The sequence below is a fragment of the Aquabacter cavernae genome, from assembly GCF_003993795.1.
In the GTDB taxonomy this organism is placed as follows: domain Bacteria; phylum Pseudomonadota; class Alphaproteobacteria; order Rhizobiales; family Xanthobacteraceae; genus Aquabacter; species Aquabacter cavernae.
Window position 1 is genome coordinate 43,313 of sequence record NZ_RWKV01000010.1, and the last position, 16,287, is coordinate 59,599.

Consider the following 16,287-nt stretch of genomic DNA (forward strand, 5'->3'; position numbering starts at 1 on the left):
GTTCCACCGGGACACCCCGCCCGAGGACGATTCTGCTGTCGCGGCAGGTCTCCTGGCTCGCGGGTCGTCGCCTGACATCCGGCCTTCCCGGGATCGCTCCCAGTGACACTGATGGATATTGGCTCGCCGCTTACAGTTGCGGGGGCAGCTCCGGCCTTGGCACTCCCTTTCAGGAGGCGCCGCACCGGCTTCCCTCTTAGCTCTCGCTCTTTCGAGTCGAGAGACCGTGACCACCATATTTGGGATCAGATGGCGGGTCGGTGTCAATATATGGTGTGATATAAGCTGTGGCCTGATGCTGGCTGAACGTCTCGCATCCGGCTCTCCTCTTCGCCACAAGCGTTGCCGCGCCTGGGTCGAGGCCCCCCGTGGACGCCGGCGCGTGCCGTGGGCGGAGGACGGACTTGTCCTCTCTGCGACGCAGTGGGCGAGAGCGGCATCCGCAGGCATGCGGGGCCGCGTCGAAGCGCGGCCCAAAAGACCGATGAACCCTAGCTGTGCTCCAGGCCCATCATGGCGGCGCGTAGGTCTTCGGGGTCGATCTGCTCCACCGCGCGGTCGATGGCGCGGATGATGTGGCCGTGCGAGAGCACGTAGGCGCGGGACGCAAGGTCCACGGCCTGGAAGAAGCTCTGCTCCGCCATGAGGATGGTCAGCTTCTGCGTGGTCTGAAGCTCGCGCACCGCCTCGAAGACCTGGCCCACCACGATGGGCGCGAGGCCCACGGACGGCTCGTCGATGAGCATGATGCGCGGCGAGGTCATGAGCGCCCGCGCGATGGCGAGAAGCTGCTGCTGCCCGCCGCTCATGGTGGACGCCTGCTGCGCGCGCCGCTCCTTCAGCAGGGGAAAGGTCGTGTAGCAGAAGTCGAGATTTCGCGAGATCTGGTCCTTCGCCCGCGGGCAGCTGCCCGCGAGGATGAGGTTTTCCTCGACCGTCAGGTTGGGCACCAGCCGGCGTCCCTCGGGCACCAGGGCGACGCCCGCATTGACGATCTCATGGGGCTGGAGGCGCGCAAGGTCGATGGTCTGCCCGTCCCAGTCCAGCAGGATGCGCCCGCCTTGAGGGCGCACGAAGCCGAGAATGGTGTTGAGGAGCGTGCTCTTGCCGTTGCCGTTGGTGCCCAGCAGGGCGACGAACTCGCTCTCGCGCACCTCCATGCAGACATCGTGCAGCACGGCCACGCTGCCGTACCCGGCATTGAGGTTTTCAATGACGAGTCTGTTCACCGAAATACACCTTCTGCACGATGGGGTCGTTGGCCACGGCATCGGGCGTGCCGTCGGCGATCAGCTTGCCCGTCTCCAGGCAGATGATGCGATGGGAGAAGCGCATCACCGCATGCATGATGTGCTCAATCATGATGACCGCGACGCCGCTCTCGTTGAGCCGCTCCAGGATCTCCAGGACATCGTCGATCTCGCGCTCGGAGAGGCCCGCCATGGCTTCGTCCGCGATGAGCACCTTCGGCCGCCCGGCCAAGGCACGCGCCAGTTCCAGCTTGCGCAGTTCGAGCTGGGTGAGCCCGCCCGCCTCATACGCCGCCCGGCTTGCGAGCCCCACGGAGGCGAGCACCTCCATGGCCCGCCCGTGGGGATCGGGCACGTCATGCAGGTGGTCCATGGGCACCAGCAGGTTTTCCAGCACGGTCATGCCTGTGAAGGGCTTGGGGATCTGGAAGCTGCGGGCAAGGCCCATGCGTGCGCGCCGGTGGGGCGCGAGCTTGGTCACCTTCTGGCCCATGAACCACACGTCTCCCGCGCTCGGGATGAGCGTGCCGGACAGGCAGTTGATGAGGGTGGTCTTGCCGGAGCCGTTGGGGCCGATCACCCCGAGCCGCTCCCCGGCCTTCAGGGACACGGTGACGGGCCCCAGCGCCCGCAGGGTGCCGAACGTCTTCTCGACGCCGGCCACATGGAGAATGGGGTCGCTCATGCGCGGTTTCCCTTCTTGAAGCGGTCCAGCAGGCCGAGGATGCCGTCCGGCGCCACGGCCACGACGGCGATCAGCACCACGCCCACGAGCAGGATGTTCAGTTCCGAGGAAATGGTGATGGTGGCGCCCTGCTGCACCGTTCCCAGCAGGATCGCGCCGATGACCGGGCCGGGCCAGGACTTCTTGCCGCCGATGAGCGGCATGGCGATGGCATTCAGCGCCAGGGCGAGGCCGAACACGGTCTCCGGCTCGATGAAGGAGGCGTAGAAGACCAGCGGCGCGCCGGTCATGGAGAGGATGGCGCCGCTGATGGCGCAGGCGGCGAGCTTCAGGCGGAAGGTGGGCACGCCCGCGCATTCGGCGGCCTCTTCCGAGGCCCGCAGGGCGCGGAAACCGCGGCCCACCCAGGACACCTCGATCCACCGCGCGACCGCCACGGCGAAGATGGCGGTTCCCAGCATGACCAGGAACAGGAACTGGACCTGGCCGCCGGCCCAGGCGGGAGCCTCGGGCGGCATCAAGGCGAGGCCGCTGGCGCCGCCCAGATAGTCGGTGTTCAGCACCAGCGTATGGGCCATCACCACCAGCGCAATGGTGGCGATGGCGAAATAGACGCCCTGCACCCGCAACGTCATATAGCCCATGAGCAGGCCAAGCACCCCGCCCACCGCCGCCGCCACAGGCAGGCAGAGCAGGACGGGGGCATCGAACGCCTTCAGCAGCAGCGCGCCCGTATAGGCGCCCACCCCATAGAAGGCGGCCGCGCCGAAATTGATGTAGCCCGCATAGCCGCCGAGCACGTTCCAGCCTGTCGCCAGCGCCACATATTGGATGATGATGTAGGAGGCGAAGAAGAAGAACGGGTTCTCCACCGCCCGGGTCAGAAACACCCCGACGGCGAAGATGGCCAGCGCGCCCAGGATGAAGGCGAGGCTGCGGACATTGGTGAGGCGGCTACCCGCGGGGCGCGCGGGCCGCACGGCCGGGAGGGTGGAGGTCTTCGAGGTCATCGACGGGCTCCGAACAGTCCCTGCGGCCGCAGCGCCAGCGTGGCGAGGAGGATGGAGAAGGCCACCGCCGGGGCCCAGGACGGGCTGGCGAAGGCGGAGACCAGCGCCTCGGACACGCCGATGAGGATGCCGGCGGCGATGGTGCCGGGAATGGAGCCCATGCCCGCCAGAACCACCACGGCGAAGGCCCGGCCGATCTGGAGGCGCCCGCCGAAGGGATCCACCGGGCCGATGATGATGAGTGCCGCGCCCGCCACCACCGCCGTGGCGGCGGCGATGCCGAAGGCGTGCCGCTTGATCCAGCGCGGATCAATGCCGCTCACGCTCAGCGCCCGTTCGTCATGAGCCACCGCGCGCACGGCGATGCCCGTGTGGGTGTGGCGCAGATAGAGCCAGAGCGCGGCCACCATGACGGGGGCGAGGAGCGCGGGAACCAGCAGGCGATAGGGCAGGGACAGGAGGCCGATGGTGAGGCTCTGGCCCACATAGCCCACGGAAACCGACTGCTGATTGGTGCCGAAGCGCATCAGCAGCAGGGTTTCCAGCACCAGCGAGACGCCGAAGAACAAGGTCAGCGCGTTCATGGTGTCGGCCGAGCCCCTGCGCTCGAAGACGCGCGCATAGAATTCGTAGAAGCCGAGGCCCGCCACGTAGAAGGGCGCGAGGGCGAGAAGCGCCACCAGCAGCGGGTCGAGGCCATAGGAATTGCCCATGGCCACCACATAGGCGCCCGCGATGACGAACGCCGGGTGGGCGATGTTCGGGATGTGGAGCAGCCCGAACGTCACGGCGAGGCCCAGCGCCAGCGCGGCATAGATGCTGCCGAGCATGACGCCGGTGCCGATGGCGTTGATGAACTGGTCAGCGAACATGGGCGGCGCCCCCCCGGTTCCCGAGAGCCTGCGGCCGCTGAGCGGACCTCTTGGATGTCTGGGTCAAGCCGCGCGCGCCTTCATGAAGGGTTGGATGAGATCCCCCGACTTCAGCGCGGAGGGATCGAGGATCACCTGGCGGCCGGGCTGGCGGAACTGTTCGATGTCGTTGCCCTTGATGCCCTGGAACTGGGTCATCAGCACCCGCCGCTCGGTCCAGTCGCCCATCTCGTTGAACTGGGCGTTGCCCACCAGGGTGGGCGTGGGATTGGCGTGCAGATAGGCGGCCATGGCGGCGCTGTCCGTGGAGCCCGCGCCCTTCACCGCCTGGGCGATGAGCTGGCCGGCCACGTAGTAGAAGGGCGGAATGTAGAAGCCCAGCGGGTCCAGCTTCTCCGGCACCGCGATGGCCGTGTACCGCTCCAGGAAGCTCGTGACCTGCGGCGTCACCATGGTGGGCTCAGGCACGAACAGGTTGAAGTTCACGATGCCGTTCAGCGCCGGGCCCAGCGCCTGGAGGTTGGCCGCATATTGCGGACCCACCATGCCGCCGCCGAACAGCTTCACGCTGTCGCCGACACCCACTTCCGACAGGCCGCGCACCAGCGCGCTGCTGTCCGGCGGATAGGAGCAGACGAACACCGCGTCGGGCGTCGCGGCGCGCAAATTGCGCAGGATGGCCGAGAAGTCGGACGTGTTCGGCGGATAGCTCTGCTCGAACACGACTTCCTGGCCCAGCTCCTTGGCGGCGGCCTTGCCGCCGGCGGCCGAGACCTTCGCGAACTCCACGTCCGCGTTCAGGATGGCGATGCGCTTGCAGCCATTGGCCTTGCCGATCTCGAAGAAGCCGCGCGCCCAGTTCACCTTGGCGTCCGGTCCCCAGGGGGCGCTATGGAAGTAGCGGTCGCTCTTCACGCCATCATTTCCCGCCAGCGCGAACATGCCCACCATGAAGCGGCCGCGCTGCTTGATGAAGGGCATGACCGGCGCGGAGAGCACGGCGCCGTAGGGGGAGATGAGGACATCCACTTTGTCGATGTCCACGAGCTTCGAATAGATGCTGGGAATCTGCGCGACGGTGCTCTGGTCGTCATAGGTGACCAGCTCGACCTGACGGCCCAGCAGGCCGCCTGCCGCATTCACGTCGTCGCGCCAGATTTGCAGGCCCACGAGGCCCGCTTTGGTGGCCGAGAGCGGCCCCGTGAGGGAGAAGCTGGCGCCGACGCGCAGCGGGCGGCTCTGAGCCTGCCCCTGCGTCCAGACGGCGGGCGCTGCCACGGCCAGACCGGCGGTGGAGGCCAGCTGGACGAATTTCCTGCGAGAAATGGTCATGGTTTCCTCCCGATCGAATGTTGTTTTTTGGCTTTGCGCGTGCCGACCGCCTCATGCCGCATGAAGACCGGCGCCGTGCGGCGCCGGCGCTTCAGAGCGCGATGGTCGGATACTCCCGCCCCCTCCAGTGCTGGAGCTTGGCGGCGAACTCCCGCTGGAACGACAGCGGGCCGTGCTTGTGCATGTAGTCTTCATCATAGATGGCGATGAAGATGGTCAGCGACAGGAAGAAATGGGCGCCCATCTCGAACAGCGCGACATAGTCGTGATTGATCAGTGCCTCGCGCTCGGCATCCGTGAAGCCGGTCACGGTGGTGACCTCGGACTCGTTCAGGCGCGGGCCGATGGACTGTTCCCATGTCGTGACGAAGGCGCGGGGCTCTTCCTTGTAGCGCCGCAGGAACTCGGGATCGCGATCCACGGTGTACAGGAATTTATTGACGTAATACTTGCTCATGGCGTTTCCTCTCCCGGATACCAGGTGAAATACGCTTCCATGGTGTGGTAGAGATCGAGGCAATCCACGTAGGCGGCCTTCTCCGGGCCGGCGATCCCCATCATCAGGATGAGATCCATGAAGCCATGGGTGGCGTTGCCGCTCTGGGTCATGCTCTCGTGGGTCACATTCTCCAGAATGGCTTCGATGTCGCCGTTGGAGAGCCACTCGATGGCCTTGCGGTCGAAGTCCGGATCGGGGCCGTGCTCGCCGAACTGGCGCGGGCCGCCCAGTTCGAGCGACAGGTGGCCCGATCCCACGGCGGCGATGCGCTTGTCCGAGGGATAGGCATCGATCACCTCGCGGATCGCCCGTCCCAGGTCCCAGAACCGCTTGGGCTTGGGCAGAGGCGGCGCGAAGATGTTCGTGTAGATGGGCACCACCGGCAGGTCGGCTTGCGGCCGCGTGGTGATGATGGGGCAGATGATGGAATGGTCGATCTTCAGCTCATGGCTGAAGGCGAAGTCGAAGCCGCGGTCCATCAGCCCTTCATGCATGAAGCGCGACAGGTCCTCGTGGCCTTCCAGCACATATTTGGGAATGCCGAATTCCCGCTCCTCATTGTAGAAGGTCGCGTCGTAACGCGGGGCCTTGCCGATGAGGAAGGTGGGGTAATTGTCCAGGAAGAATTGATGAAAATGATCCGCCCCCACCATCACGAGGATGTCGGGTTGCGCGCGGGTCAAGGTTGCGCGATAGGCCTCGACCTTTCGCTTCCACTCGGCCGCCTGGGGGATCTGCTCCTCCACGGGGGCCGTGGTGGCCTTGAGATAAAACGGATGATGTGTGGTGGCTAAAACCGCCGCCAAAGTCGCCATGATGTCCTCCCCAAAATGCCCGTGCCGCTCAGGCGGTCTTTTCGAGCGCGTCCTCTCTCGATGAATCAGAGGCTGATAGCCCGATCATGTTGCTTCTCCATGATCGGGTCAGCCTGACGGCGTTCCGGCCAGGCATCGCGATCGCGCACCAGCGCCTTCCGGATCGTGTCGCCGTCCTCATTGACGGTGGGCGCCGCCTTCACGGCGTCGGCCCGCTGCCGGTCGAAGCTGAAGGCCGGGCGCACGGAGAGGGACGCCCCTTCGGAGCGCTCCTTCACCGGCACGATCATGCCGAGATGGGAGACCTGCGGGTCATCGACCACTTCGGGGATGGAATTGATGGGCGCGAACGGCACGTCGAACTTGGAGAAGCGCTCCACCCAGTCCTTCCGGTCGCGGGTGCCGAACAGCTCGTTCAGCGCGTCCGACAGGTCCAGATAATTGTCGATGCGCTTCTGGCGGATCGCGAAGCGCGGGTCGGCGGCGAGATGGTGGGCGCCCGTGGCCTCCACCAGCGCGTCCCAGAACTTGTCCAGCGACGAGAGATGGAAGGCGAACAGCTTCCCATCCCGGCAGCGCACGATATAGGCCTGGGCGAGGCGCGGGCGATCGACGCCGGTGGGCAATTCGCCGAGGGCGAAATACCCCATGAAGGGCTCCACCGCGAAGTGCATCATGGCTTCCAACATGGAGATTTCCACGAGGCGGCCCTTGCCGGTCCGGCCCCGTTCCACCAGCGCCCCGGCAATGCCCAGGGAGGCATAGATGCCGGTGATGGCGTCGGCCAGCGCCGGGCCGATGAAGCGCGGCTGCTCGGGGTCGATGGCGACGCCGAGGAAGCCGCTCACCGCCTGCGCCACGGAATCATAGACCGGCCGCTTGGCATCGGGGCCATCGGGGCCGAAGCCGCTGATGGAGCAATAGATGAGGCGGGGATTGATCTTGTGCAGCGTCTCCACGTCCGCGCCGATGCGGGCCGCCGCGCCGGGCCGGAAGTTCTGGATATAGACATCCGCCTGACGGATCAGGTCATAGAACACCTCCTGGTCGTCGGAGGCTTTCATGTCCAGGCAGATGGAGCGCTTGTTGCGGTTATAGGCCTGGAAATGTGCGCTGTAGAAGCCGGTCTTGAAGCTGCGATAGGGATCGCCGTTGCCGGCGCTTTCCACCTTGATCACGTCCGCGCCGAGATCGGCCAGCATCATGCCCGCGCAGGGGCCCGTGATGAACGTGCCCTGTTCGACGATGCGCACGCCATTGAGAACGCCGTACATGCCTTGATCCTCAGTTCTCGTTGGCCACGAAGCCCTCGGGGGCGGGGCCGTCATAGGTGATGGCGGACGCGGCGGCGTGGGACATGAGGAAGCCGATGGGGTGCGTCTGCTCTTCCAGCAGATGGCCCACGAGGCCCGCCGTGCGCGCCAGGAGCGGCACGCCGCGCAGCGCGAGCAGGGGATAGCCGGCATCCAGCAGCACGCAGGGAATGGCGCTGGAGATGTTCATCACCAGTGACTTCCCGACGATGCCGGGAATGACCGTCTCCACCATGCGGGCCACTTCGCAATGCCGCCCGTAGAGACCGAGTTCGCGGGCGAGGTCCAGAAGCCGGAGCGCGCGGGGATCGGCGCCCTTGTGCAGCGGGTGGCCATAGCCCGGAATGGCGCGCTTGGCGGCGCGATAGCGGCCCACCACGTCGGCGGCGGCCTGTTCCATGGACAGTCCGGCCTTGTCCTGCTCCGCGATGATTTCCGCGAACAGCTGCCCCGCCGTGGCGGAGGCGCCCAGGATCACCGAGCCGCAGCCCAGCAGCCCCGCCGCCACGGCGCCCTGAAGCGCCTCGGGGGCCGAAGCGAGGGTCATGCGCGCCGTCTGCACGCTGGGCACGAGCCCATGCTCGGCGATGGCCACCAGCGTCGCATCCAGCATGCGGCGCTGGGCGTCGGAGGGCAGGGTGCCGGCGATCAGCAGCCAGATGTGGTCGGTGAAGGAGATGCGTCCGATCAGTTCGCCGACGAGGTCATGCCCGCGAACGATGATGGTGTCGGGATTGGACCCCGAAATGCGCGTGGTGGGGGACGTGTCGGCACCGATCTTCAAGGCTTCTCTCCCCGGCCGCCGCATGGCGCCGCATTCATTGTCCGGCTTCCGGGGCCCGTTTTTGGGGCGTTGGAAACACGAATATTTCGTCTAGCGAAATTTTGTTCGATTATGCTCGTCACTCGAGCGTCCGTTGTCAAGCGGGCTCGCATGCTGTCTTACGTTGCGGTGCAGCAATAGTGGGGCGGTCCGAAGCGGATTTCGAATGCGGCGTCATTGATTGCGCGCCTCCAGCATCATCTTGCCAGAATGCTATTTTCTGAAATAATTTTCGCTGTACGAATATTCGGGTGGTTCGAGGCCGTCAGGCCGCCGGGCGCGCGGACGGCGAGGCGCATGGACAGCGTGCCGCCATCGGATGCATTGAGGGGCTATGACACAAGAGACACCGGCCGACACGGACGAGCAGCCCGGCGCCGCGCAGGCGCCGCGTCAGGATGCACCGGCCGGCGAGCGGCCGCAGACCGAGTTCGTGGAGGCGCTTGCCCGTGGCCTCGCGGTGCTTCAGGCGTTCGACGAGACCCATCCGGAAATGGCCCTCACAGAGGTCGCGCGCCGCACCGGCTTGCGGCCCGCCACGGCCCGGCGCAGCCTCCATACGCTCGAAGCGCTCGGCTATGTCCGCCAGTACAACAAGCGCTATGTGCTGGCGGCGCGTGTGCTCACATTGGGCGCGGCCTATCTGCGCGCCGCCCATGTGGATGAAGCCCTGATGCCGGAACTGCGCCGCCTCGTGTCGCAGTTCGGAGACGCCTCCTCGGTCGCGGTGCTGGATGGGACCAACATCCTCTACGTGGCCCATTGCTCGGAACAGCGCGCCGCGCGGCCCACGGCTGCCATCGGGGCGACCTATCCCGGCTATGTCACCTCCATGGGGCGCGTGCTGCTGTCCCGCCTGCCGCCGGAAGCCATCGAGATCTATCTGGCCCAGCTGCGCCCGGTGAAGCTCACCGACCATACCGAGACCGATATCGGCAAGCTGCGGCAGATTCTCGCCGAGGTCCGCCAGCAGGGCTATGCGGTGGTGGTGGACCAGCTGGACTATGGGGTGACCTCCCTGGCGGTGCCCATCAAGGACCAGTCGGGGCGCGTGGTGGCGGCGGTCAACAGCTCCGGCTATTCCGGCAAGCTGAATGCTGAGCGCCTCGTCCAGGAACGGCTCGTCGAACTCCAGCGCACCGCCGGCCGCATCAGCCAGGTCTTCGCCCGCTATCCCGCGCTCCTGCACTCCATCCGCTGACGGGGGCGGGCGGCACGGGACGCCTGCACACCCGCGTCACGGTTTCGCAGCTTGAGGCTGTCGAGCGCCCTTCTTCCCGGCCCTCGTCGCAGGCCAAATCCGCGCACGTCCAAACCTGAACCTTGGCCGCTCCAGCGGGCCCCGGCCGCGACTGCGGATTGATAGCTATTGTGTATCGCTGCTGCTGCGAAAAATATTGGATGCGCCCTGGCTTTGCTGCCACCACGGATTGAGCGCGTCTGCGGGCACATCAAGATGCCGTCGCAAAATGCAGGTCGCGCTGGTGAAGGTGCACCCGGTCAACCGGGGCACAAAAAACCAAGACGAGGGAACGCCAAAATGAAGTTCAGGGCCTTAACGGTGGCCGGAGCCTTGCTCCTGGCCCAGCAATCACCTGTGCTCGCTGCAGATATCGACGTGAAGATCGGCGTTCTCGCCGACATGTCGGGTCTCTATTCCGACATTGGCGGCCAGGGCGCGCTCGTCGCTGCCCAGCTTGCCGTCGAGGAGTTCAACCCTGCCGCGAAGGGCATGAAGGTGGAGGTGCTCTCCGCCGACAGCCAGAACAAGCCCGACATCGCCGTCTCCATCGCCCGCAAATGGTTCGACACGGACGGCGTGGACATGGTGGTGGACCTGCCCACCAGCGCCATCTCGCTGGCCATGGCGCCGCTGGTGTCGGAGAAGAACAAGGTGGCGCTGTTCACCGCCTCCGGCAGCTCGGACCTCACCGGAAAGTCCTGCACCGCCAACGGTGTCCACTGGACCTACGATACCTGGGCGCTCTCCCACGGCACCGCCTCGGCGGTGACCAAGGCCGGCGGCAAGACCTGGTTCTTCATCACCGCCGATTATGCCTTCGGCCATGCCATGGAGCGCGATGCCAGTGCGGTCGTGGTGGAGAATGGCGGCAAGGTGCTGGGCGTCGTGCGCCATCCGCTGGACAGCAAGGACCTCTCCTCCTTCATCCTCCAGGCGCAGTCCTCCAAGGCGCAGGTGGTCGGCCTCGCCAATGCGGGCGGCGACCTCATCAATTCCATCAAGCAGGCGGCCGAGTTCGGCGTGGTGCAGGGCGGCCAGAAGCTCGCCGGCATGCTGCTCTTCATCTCCGACGTGCATTCGCTGGGCCTCAAGAACGCCCAGGGCCTGATGCTCACCACCGCCTTCTATTGGGACCTCAACGACAAGACGCGCGCCTTCGCCGAGAAGTTCGCCAAGCGCAATGGCGGGCGCTATCCCACCATGACCCAGGCGGGCACCTATTCCTCCACCATCGCCTATCTCGACGCGGTGAAGCGCGTGGGCAGCCCCGATGACGGGCGCGCCGTGGTGAAGGCCATGCGCGATATCGGCACCTTCGACGATCCGTTGTTCGGCAAGACCTTCGTGCGCGCCGACGGCCGCGCGGTGCATGACATGCTGCTGGTGGAAGTGAAGAAGCCCGAGGATTCCAAGAAGCCGTACGATTACTACAAGATCGTCTCGGTCATCCCCGCCGAGCAGGCATTCCGCCCCCTGGCGGACGGCAACTGCCCGCTGGTGAAGTGAGCATCGGCCGGGCAATGGCCCGGCCGTCATTCCCCACAGCACAGCCCGCCGACACGGCCGCGCCCCGCAAGCGGGGGCGGCGATGGGAGAGGCCAAGAATGACGATCATCTCCGAAGACATGATGGACGCGCGCATCGCCGCGGCCCCCGCCAATCTGCGGGACACCAAGCCGTTCGTGACGGCGGGCCTGCGCGCACCCAACTGCTTCCTCGTGGGCCTCGGCGCCAGCCGCCGGACCGGCGCGGTGGCGGGCGGGCTCACCAGCGGACGCCGGGCTCTCCTCATCAGCGATCATGTGATCGCCGGGACGGGCGCGGTGGGCCTGCTGGAGCGGTCGCTGTCGTCGGCGGGCTTTGCGGTTTCGATCTTCCTGGAGGTGGAGCCGGAGCCCCATCTGGCCACCATTGAGGCGGTGGAGGCCCTGGCGGCGGAGGCCGGTGCGGATGTCGTGGTGGGCATTGGCGGCGGCTCGGTGATGGACGTGGCGAAGCTCGCCGCCCTCGCCATCGGCTCCGGCGCGACGGCGGGCGACCATCTGCGCCGCCCCCAGGAGACGCCGCGCGCCGGCGCCCTGCCGCTCATCCTGCTGCCCACTACCTCCGGCACCGGCAGCGAAGTGAGCATGTATGTGGTGGCGACCGTGGACGGGCACAAGCGCTTCCTGATGGGCCAGGAGCTGATCCCGCACGCGGCCATTCTCGACCCGCTGCTCACGCTCTCCATGCCCCGCAGCGTCACAGCGGCCACCGGCCTCGACGCGCTGACCCACGCCACCGAGGCGCTCATGGGCCGGGCCTCCAACGCGCTGAACGAGACGGTGTCGCTGGGCGCCATCGCCACCATCCTGCGCGCGCTGCCCGCCGCCTGCGATGACGGGCAGGATCTGGAGGCGCGCTACGCCATGGCGGTGGCCTCAAGCCTTGCCATGATGAGCTTCAACCTCTCCGGCGGGTTGTGGGCGCACAGCGTGTCCTATGTGCTGACGGGTCATTTCAAGACACCCCACGGCATCGGCTGCGGCCTCGCCTTGCCCGGCCTCGTGGAGTTCAACGGCGCGGCGTCCGCATCCCTCATGGAGCGCCTCGTGCCGGTGCTCGGCGATGCGCCGGGCGAGCGGATCCGCGCCCTCATGGCGCGCGTCGGCGTCTCGCCGCGCCTTGCGGACCACGGCGTGCAGGAGGATCGCCTCGGCGCGCTGGCTCGCGAGATGGTGGAACAGTATCCGCGCCCGGGAAATCCCGTGCCCATGGGCCTGCCCGAGGCGGAGCGCTATTGGCTCGGCATGTATCGGGGCGAGGCGGCCTGAGGCCAAAAGCCCGCGCGGCGCTTGAGCGAGCCCGTTCGGAACCGGTCAAAGACCGGGGCCGATGGTATGAGCCGATGCCTTCAGTCCGCCGGGCTCGGCTCGGCGGGCGTGCCGGCGGCATTGGGGTCGCCGGGCTCGGTCTCCCAGGCGAGGCCCGGAATGGCCACGATGCGGCGGCCCCGCCCGTCCAGGCGGCACACGATCACCTGCCGCTCTTCCATGTAAGCCAGCAGCCGCCGCGCGCGGCCCGGCGAGCGGCTGCCATAGGCGCGCGCCACGTCCGCGTCGGACGGGCAGGGGCGGCGGTCGAAGGCGGCGCGGGCGAGAGACAGGAACACGCCCTGCATGTCCTCGGGCAGCGCCCCGGCCATGCCCAGCACCTCGTTCCAGGGCGAATCCTCGGCCTCCGCTTCCGCCAGGTCGATGCCCGCATGGGCCACCGCCAGGCGACGGCGGAAGGCGGAGAGGCTGAGCGGCTGGCCCCCGACGCGCCGGATGCGGCAGCGCACGAGAAAGTCCTGATAGAGCACCGAGATGGTGCGGAATCCCGCCTCGCTCTCCGCGAGAATGTCGCGGAGCGCCGCGTCGATGGCGGCCTGGCGCATTTCGGGCGAGAGGGTGGGGGCGGGCTCGGCGGCGGGGGGCGGCGCGGGCGGCGTGGAACGGGCGAGTTGCGCCATCACGTCTGACGTAGACGGCACGGCGGGCGCCACGGGGCGGCGCGGCACGAAGGGGCGGGCCTCTTCCGCGCCGGGCGTGAAAATGAGGTCGTGGGCGTCCTCGGCGGCGGCGGGCTCGGGCAGGGGCACGAGGCGCGGGCTGGTGGAGCGGGCGCCCGTTTCCACCGTGCCGATGCGCACGGGCAGGGGGCGGCGCGACAAAGCCGGGCCCAGCGCGATGAAATTGCCGCTCTGCAGGTCCCGGAACATCTCCGCCTGCCGCCGCTCCATGCCCAGGAGGTCGGCGGCGCGGGCCATGTCGATGTCGAGGAAGGTGCGGCCCATGAGGAAGTTGGAGGCTTCCGCCGCCACGTTCTTGGCGAGCTTGGCGAGGCGCTGCGTGGCGATGACGCCCGCAAGGCCACGCTTGCGCCCCCGGCACATGAGGTTGGTCATGGCGCCCAGCGACACGCGCCGGGCCTCGTCCGACACTTCGCCTGCGGCGGCGGGGGCGAAGAGCTGCGCCTCGTCCACCACCACCAGCATGGGGTACCAGAGGTCCCGCTCCGCATCGAACAGGCCGCCCAGGAAGGCGGCGGCGGCGCGCATCTGCTGCTCGCTGTCCAGGCCTTCCAGATTCAGGACCACCGAGACCCGGTGCTGGCGCACGCGGGCGGCGATGGATTGCAGGTCGTTTTCGCCCCGCTGCGCGTCCACCACCACATGGCCGTAGCGTTCCGCCAGGGAGACGAAGTCGCCTTCCGGGTCGATCACCGCCTGCTGCACCCATGGCGCGCTCTGTTCCAGCAGGCGGCGCAGCAGGTGCGACTTGCCGGAGCCGGAATTGCCCTGCACCAACAGGCGCGTCGCCAGCAATTCCTCAAGGTCGAGCGCGGCCATGTCCCCGCCGGTGCGGGTGCCGAGATCGATGGACACCTTGGCCTGCGCGCTCATCGGGGCGCGCGTCCAAAGGCAGGGAGCGAGGAGATCATGGGGCGACTCATATCGATTCGCGCGGGGGGTTCAACTACGCAAACCCGGCCCCTAAGGCACTGGGATACCAAAGGGCTTGAAGTGGCTCGCGTAAATTCTCCGGCCAGACCTGCGTCTTGTGCGCTTCCCCCCGCACCCGAAATGCCCTAATCGCGAGGCCGTCTTCGTCTCAGGGCTCCCCGCGCGCATGATCCGTCTCGATTCCATCGGCAAGCAGAACGGCAAGCAGATCGTCTTCATCGAGGCGTCCGCCACGCTCCTCAAGGGCGAAAAGATCGGCCTTGTCGGCCCCAACGGGGCGGGCAAGACCACGCTGTTCCGGCTCATCAACGGCCAGGAAGCGCCGGACGAGGGGCAGGTGAGCGTCGATCGCGGCACCTCCATCGGCTATTTCAGCCAGGATGTGGGCGAGATGGCGGGCCAGCCGGTTCTCAACGAGGTGATGGACGGCGCAGGTCCCGTCAGTTCCATCGCCAAGGAGATGCGGGAGCTTGAGGCGGCCATGGTCGATCCCGACCGCGCCGACGAGATGGATGCCGTCATCGAGCGCTATGGCGAGGTGCAGGCCCGCTTCGAGGAACTGGACGGCTATTCCCTGGAAGGCCGCGCCAGCGAGGTGCTGGCCGGCCTCGGCTTCAGCCAGGAGATGATCGACGGCGATGTGGGGCGCCTCTCCGGCGGCTGGAAGATGCGCGTGGCGCTGGCCCGCATCCTGCTCCAGCGCCCGGACGTGATGCTGCTGGACGAGCCGAGCAACCATCTCGACATCGAAAGCATCATCTGGTTGGAGGACTTCCTGAAGGGCTTCGACGGCGCCCTGATGATGACCTCCCATGACCGCGCTTTCATGAACCGCGTGGTGGGCAAGGTGGTGGAGATCGACGGCGGCACGCTCACCACCTATTCGGGCAATTACGAATTCTATGCCGAGCAGCGGGCGCTGGCGGAGAAGCAGCAGCAGGCGCAGTTCGAGCGCCAGCAGGCCATGCTGGCCAAGGAAGTGGCCTTCATCGAGCGCTTCAAGGCGCGCGCCTCCCATGCCGCCCAGGTGCAGAGCCGGGTGAAGAAGCTGGACAAGATCGACCGGGTGGAGCCGCCGCGCCGCCGCCAGAGTGTGGCGTTCGAGTTCCAGCCCGCGCCCCGCTCGGGCGAGGATGTGGCGAGCCTGAAGAACGTCTCCAAAAGCTATGGCGCGAAGACCGTCTATGACGGGCTGGACTTCCATGTGCGCCGCCGCGAGCGCTGGGCCATCATGGGCGTGAACGGGGCGGGCAAGTCCACGCTGCTGAAGCTGGTGACCGGCGCCACCACGCCGGATTCCGGCACGGTGACGGTCGGGGGCAGCGTGAAGATGGGCTATTTCGCCCAGCATGCCATGGACGTGCTGGAAGGCGAGCGCACCGTGTTCGAGACCCTGGAGGATGCCTTTCCCCAGGCGGGACAGGGTTCCCTGCGCTCGCTCGCGGGCTGCTTCGGCTTCTCCGGCGACGATGTGGAGAAGCGCTGCCGCGTGCTCTCCGGCGGCGAGAAGGCGCGCCTCGTCATGGCCAAGATGCTCTATGACCCGCCGAACTTCCTGGTGCTGGACGAGCCCACCAACCATCTGGACATCGCCACCAAGGAAATGCTCGTGGCCGCGCTGGAGAGCTATGAGGGCACCATGCTGTTCGTCTCGCATGACCGGCACTTCCTCGCCGCCCTCTCCAACCGCGTGCTGGAACTGACGCCCGAGGGCGTGCACCAATATGGCGGCGGCTATACGGAATATGTGGCCCGTACCGGCCAGGAAGCGCCGGGTCTGCGCCATTAGGCGGGGCCGTCCGCGGCGCACGGCGGCGCGCCTGGATCAAGCGTGAGACGGATCGATGGCAAGCGTTTCGTGATTCGCGCAGACGTATAGAGGCAGATCTTCGCTCGTCGATGCGGTCAGGGGCCTGATCCGTACAGGTTGAAATATGCCGAGCGATGAAACTTCCGCTC

14 protein-coding genes and 1 riboswitch are annotated in these 16,287 nt (G+C 67.1%); of the genes, 4 read left to right on the plus strand and 10 right to left on the minus strand.

From position 1 onward, the window contains the following. Window positions 1-25: 25 nt before the first annotated feature. A riboswitch (cobalamin riboswitch) is annotated at window positions 26-244 on the minus strand. 247 nt (window positions 245-491) lie between these two features. The 9 genes from EJJ38_RS12640 to EJJ38_RS12680 form a co-directional block, all read right to left on the minus strand. Next, on the minus strand, window positions 492-1,229 hold the full coding sequence (locus EJJ38_RS12640) for an ABC transporter ATP-binding protein (protein WP_245454230.1): 738 nt from the start codon (window positions 1,227-1,229) through the stop codon (window positions 492-494). Beyond that, a complete protein-coding gene (locus tag EJJ38_RS12645; RefSeq protein WP_127090513.1) occupies window positions 1,210-1,935 on the minus strand; it encodes an ABC transporter ATP-binding protein in 726 nt (241 codons plus the stop codon). Before EJJ38_RS12645 ends, EJJ38_RS12640 begins: the two co-directional genes overlap by 20 nt. Further along, a complete protein-coding gene (locus EJJ38_RS12650; protein ID WP_127090514.1) occupies window positions 1,932-2,945 on the minus strand; it encodes a branched-chain amino acid ABC transporter permease in 1,014 nt (337 codons plus the stop codon). The genes EJJ38_RS12645 and EJJ38_RS12650 overlap by 4 nt, the downstream gene beginning before the upstream one ends. Further along, window positions 2,942-3,817 carry a branched-chain amino acid ABC transporter permease gene (locus EJJ38_RS12655; RefSeq protein ID WP_127090515.1) on the minus strand — a complete coding sequence of 292 codons (876 nt, stop codon included), beginning with the start codon at window positions 3,815-3,817 and terminating at the stop codon, window positions 2,942-2,944. Before EJJ38_RS12655 ends, EJJ38_RS12650 begins: the two co-directional genes overlap by 4 nt. Window positions 3,818-3,880: 63 nt before the next feature. After that, window positions 3,881-5,149 carry an amino acid ABC transporter substrate-binding protein gene (locus EJJ38_RS12660; protein ID WP_127090516.1) on the minus strand — a complete coding sequence of 423 codons (1,269 nt, stop codon included), beginning with the start codon at window positions 5,147-5,149 and terminating at the stop codon, window positions 3,881-3,883. Window positions 5,150-5,240: 91 nt separating this feature from the next. Beyond that, window positions 5,241-5,606, minus strand: a complete 366-nt coding sequence (locus EJJ38_RS12665; RefSeq protein ID WP_127090517.1) for a hypothetical protein — start codon at window positions 5,604-5,606, stop codon at window positions 5,241-5,243. Further along, window positions 5,603-6,463: a DODA-type extradiol aromatic ring-opening family dioxygenase gene (locus EJJ38_RS12670; protein WP_127090518.1), complete on the minus strand. Its 861-nt coding sequence runs from the start codon at window positions 6,461-6,463 to the stop codon at window positions 5,603-5,605. The genes EJJ38_RS12665 and EJJ38_RS12670 overlap by 4 nt, the downstream gene beginning before the upstream one ends. A 65-nt stretch (window positions 6,464-6,528) precedes the next feature. After that, window positions 6,529-7,737, minus strand: coding sequence for a CaiB/BaiF CoA transferase family protein (locus EJJ38_RS12675; protein ID WP_127090519.1), 1,209 nt, complete (start codon window positions 7,735-7,737; stop codon window positions 6,529-6,531). Window positions 7,738-7,747: 10 nt separating this feature from the next. Then, window positions 7,748-8,560: a citryl-CoA lyase gene (locus EJJ38_RS12680; RefSeq protein WP_127090520.1), complete on the minus strand. Its 813-nt coding sequence runs from the start codon at window positions 8,558-8,560 to the stop codon at window positions 7,748-7,750. A gap of 373 nt (window positions 8,561-8,933) precedes the next feature. On the opposite strand from EJJ38_RS12680, the gene EJJ38_RS12685 reads away from it, so the two are divergent. The 3 genes from EJJ38_RS12685 to EJJ38_RS12695 all read left to right on the plus strand — a co-directional run bounded on the left by EJJ38_RS12685 (window position 8,934) and on the right by EJJ38_RS12695 (window position 12,655). Beyond that, complete coding sequence (locus EJJ38_RS12685; protein WP_127090521.1) at window positions 8,934-9,800, plus strand: IclR family transcriptional regulator domain-containing protein; 867 nt, start codon at window positions 8,934-8,936, stop codon at window positions 9,798-9,800. Between the two features lie 339 nt (window positions 9,801-10,139). Beyond that, window positions 10,140-11,348 (plus strand): ABC transporter substrate-binding protein, encoded by a 1,209-nt coding sequence (locus EJJ38_RS12690; protein ID WP_127090522.1) that lies wholly within the window; start codon window positions 10,140-10,142, stop codon window positions 11,346-11,348. A 98-nt stretch (window positions 11,349-11,446) separates the two neighbouring features. Beyond that, window positions 11,447-12,655: an iron-containing alcohol dehydrogenase gene (locus EJJ38_RS12695; RefSeq protein WP_164738494.1), complete on the plus strand. Its 1,209-nt coding sequence runs from the start codon at window positions 11,447-11,449 to the stop codon at window positions 12,653-12,655. A gap of 80 nt (window positions 12,656-12,735) precedes the next feature. Here EJJ38_RS12695 and EJJ38_RS12700 read toward each other — a convergent pair whose 3' ends face one another. Beyond that, window positions 12,736-14,268 carry a helicase HerA domain-containing protein gene (locus tag EJJ38_RS12700; RefSeq protein WP_127090524.1) on the minus strand — a complete coding sequence of 511 codons (1,533 nt, stop codon included), beginning with the start codon at window positions 14,266-14,268 and terminating at the stop codon, window positions 12,736-12,738. A 226-nt stretch (window positions 14,269-14,494) separates the two neighbouring features. Between EJJ38_RS12700 and EJJ38_RS12705 the strand changes: the two genes are divergently transcribed. Next, a complete protein-coding gene (locus tag EJJ38_RS12705; protein ID WP_127090525.1) occupies window positions 14,495-16,117 on the plus strand; it encodes an ABC-F family ATP-binding cassette domain-containing protein in 1,623 nt (540 codons plus the stop codon). Window positions 16,118-16,287: the final 170 nt, after the last annotated feature.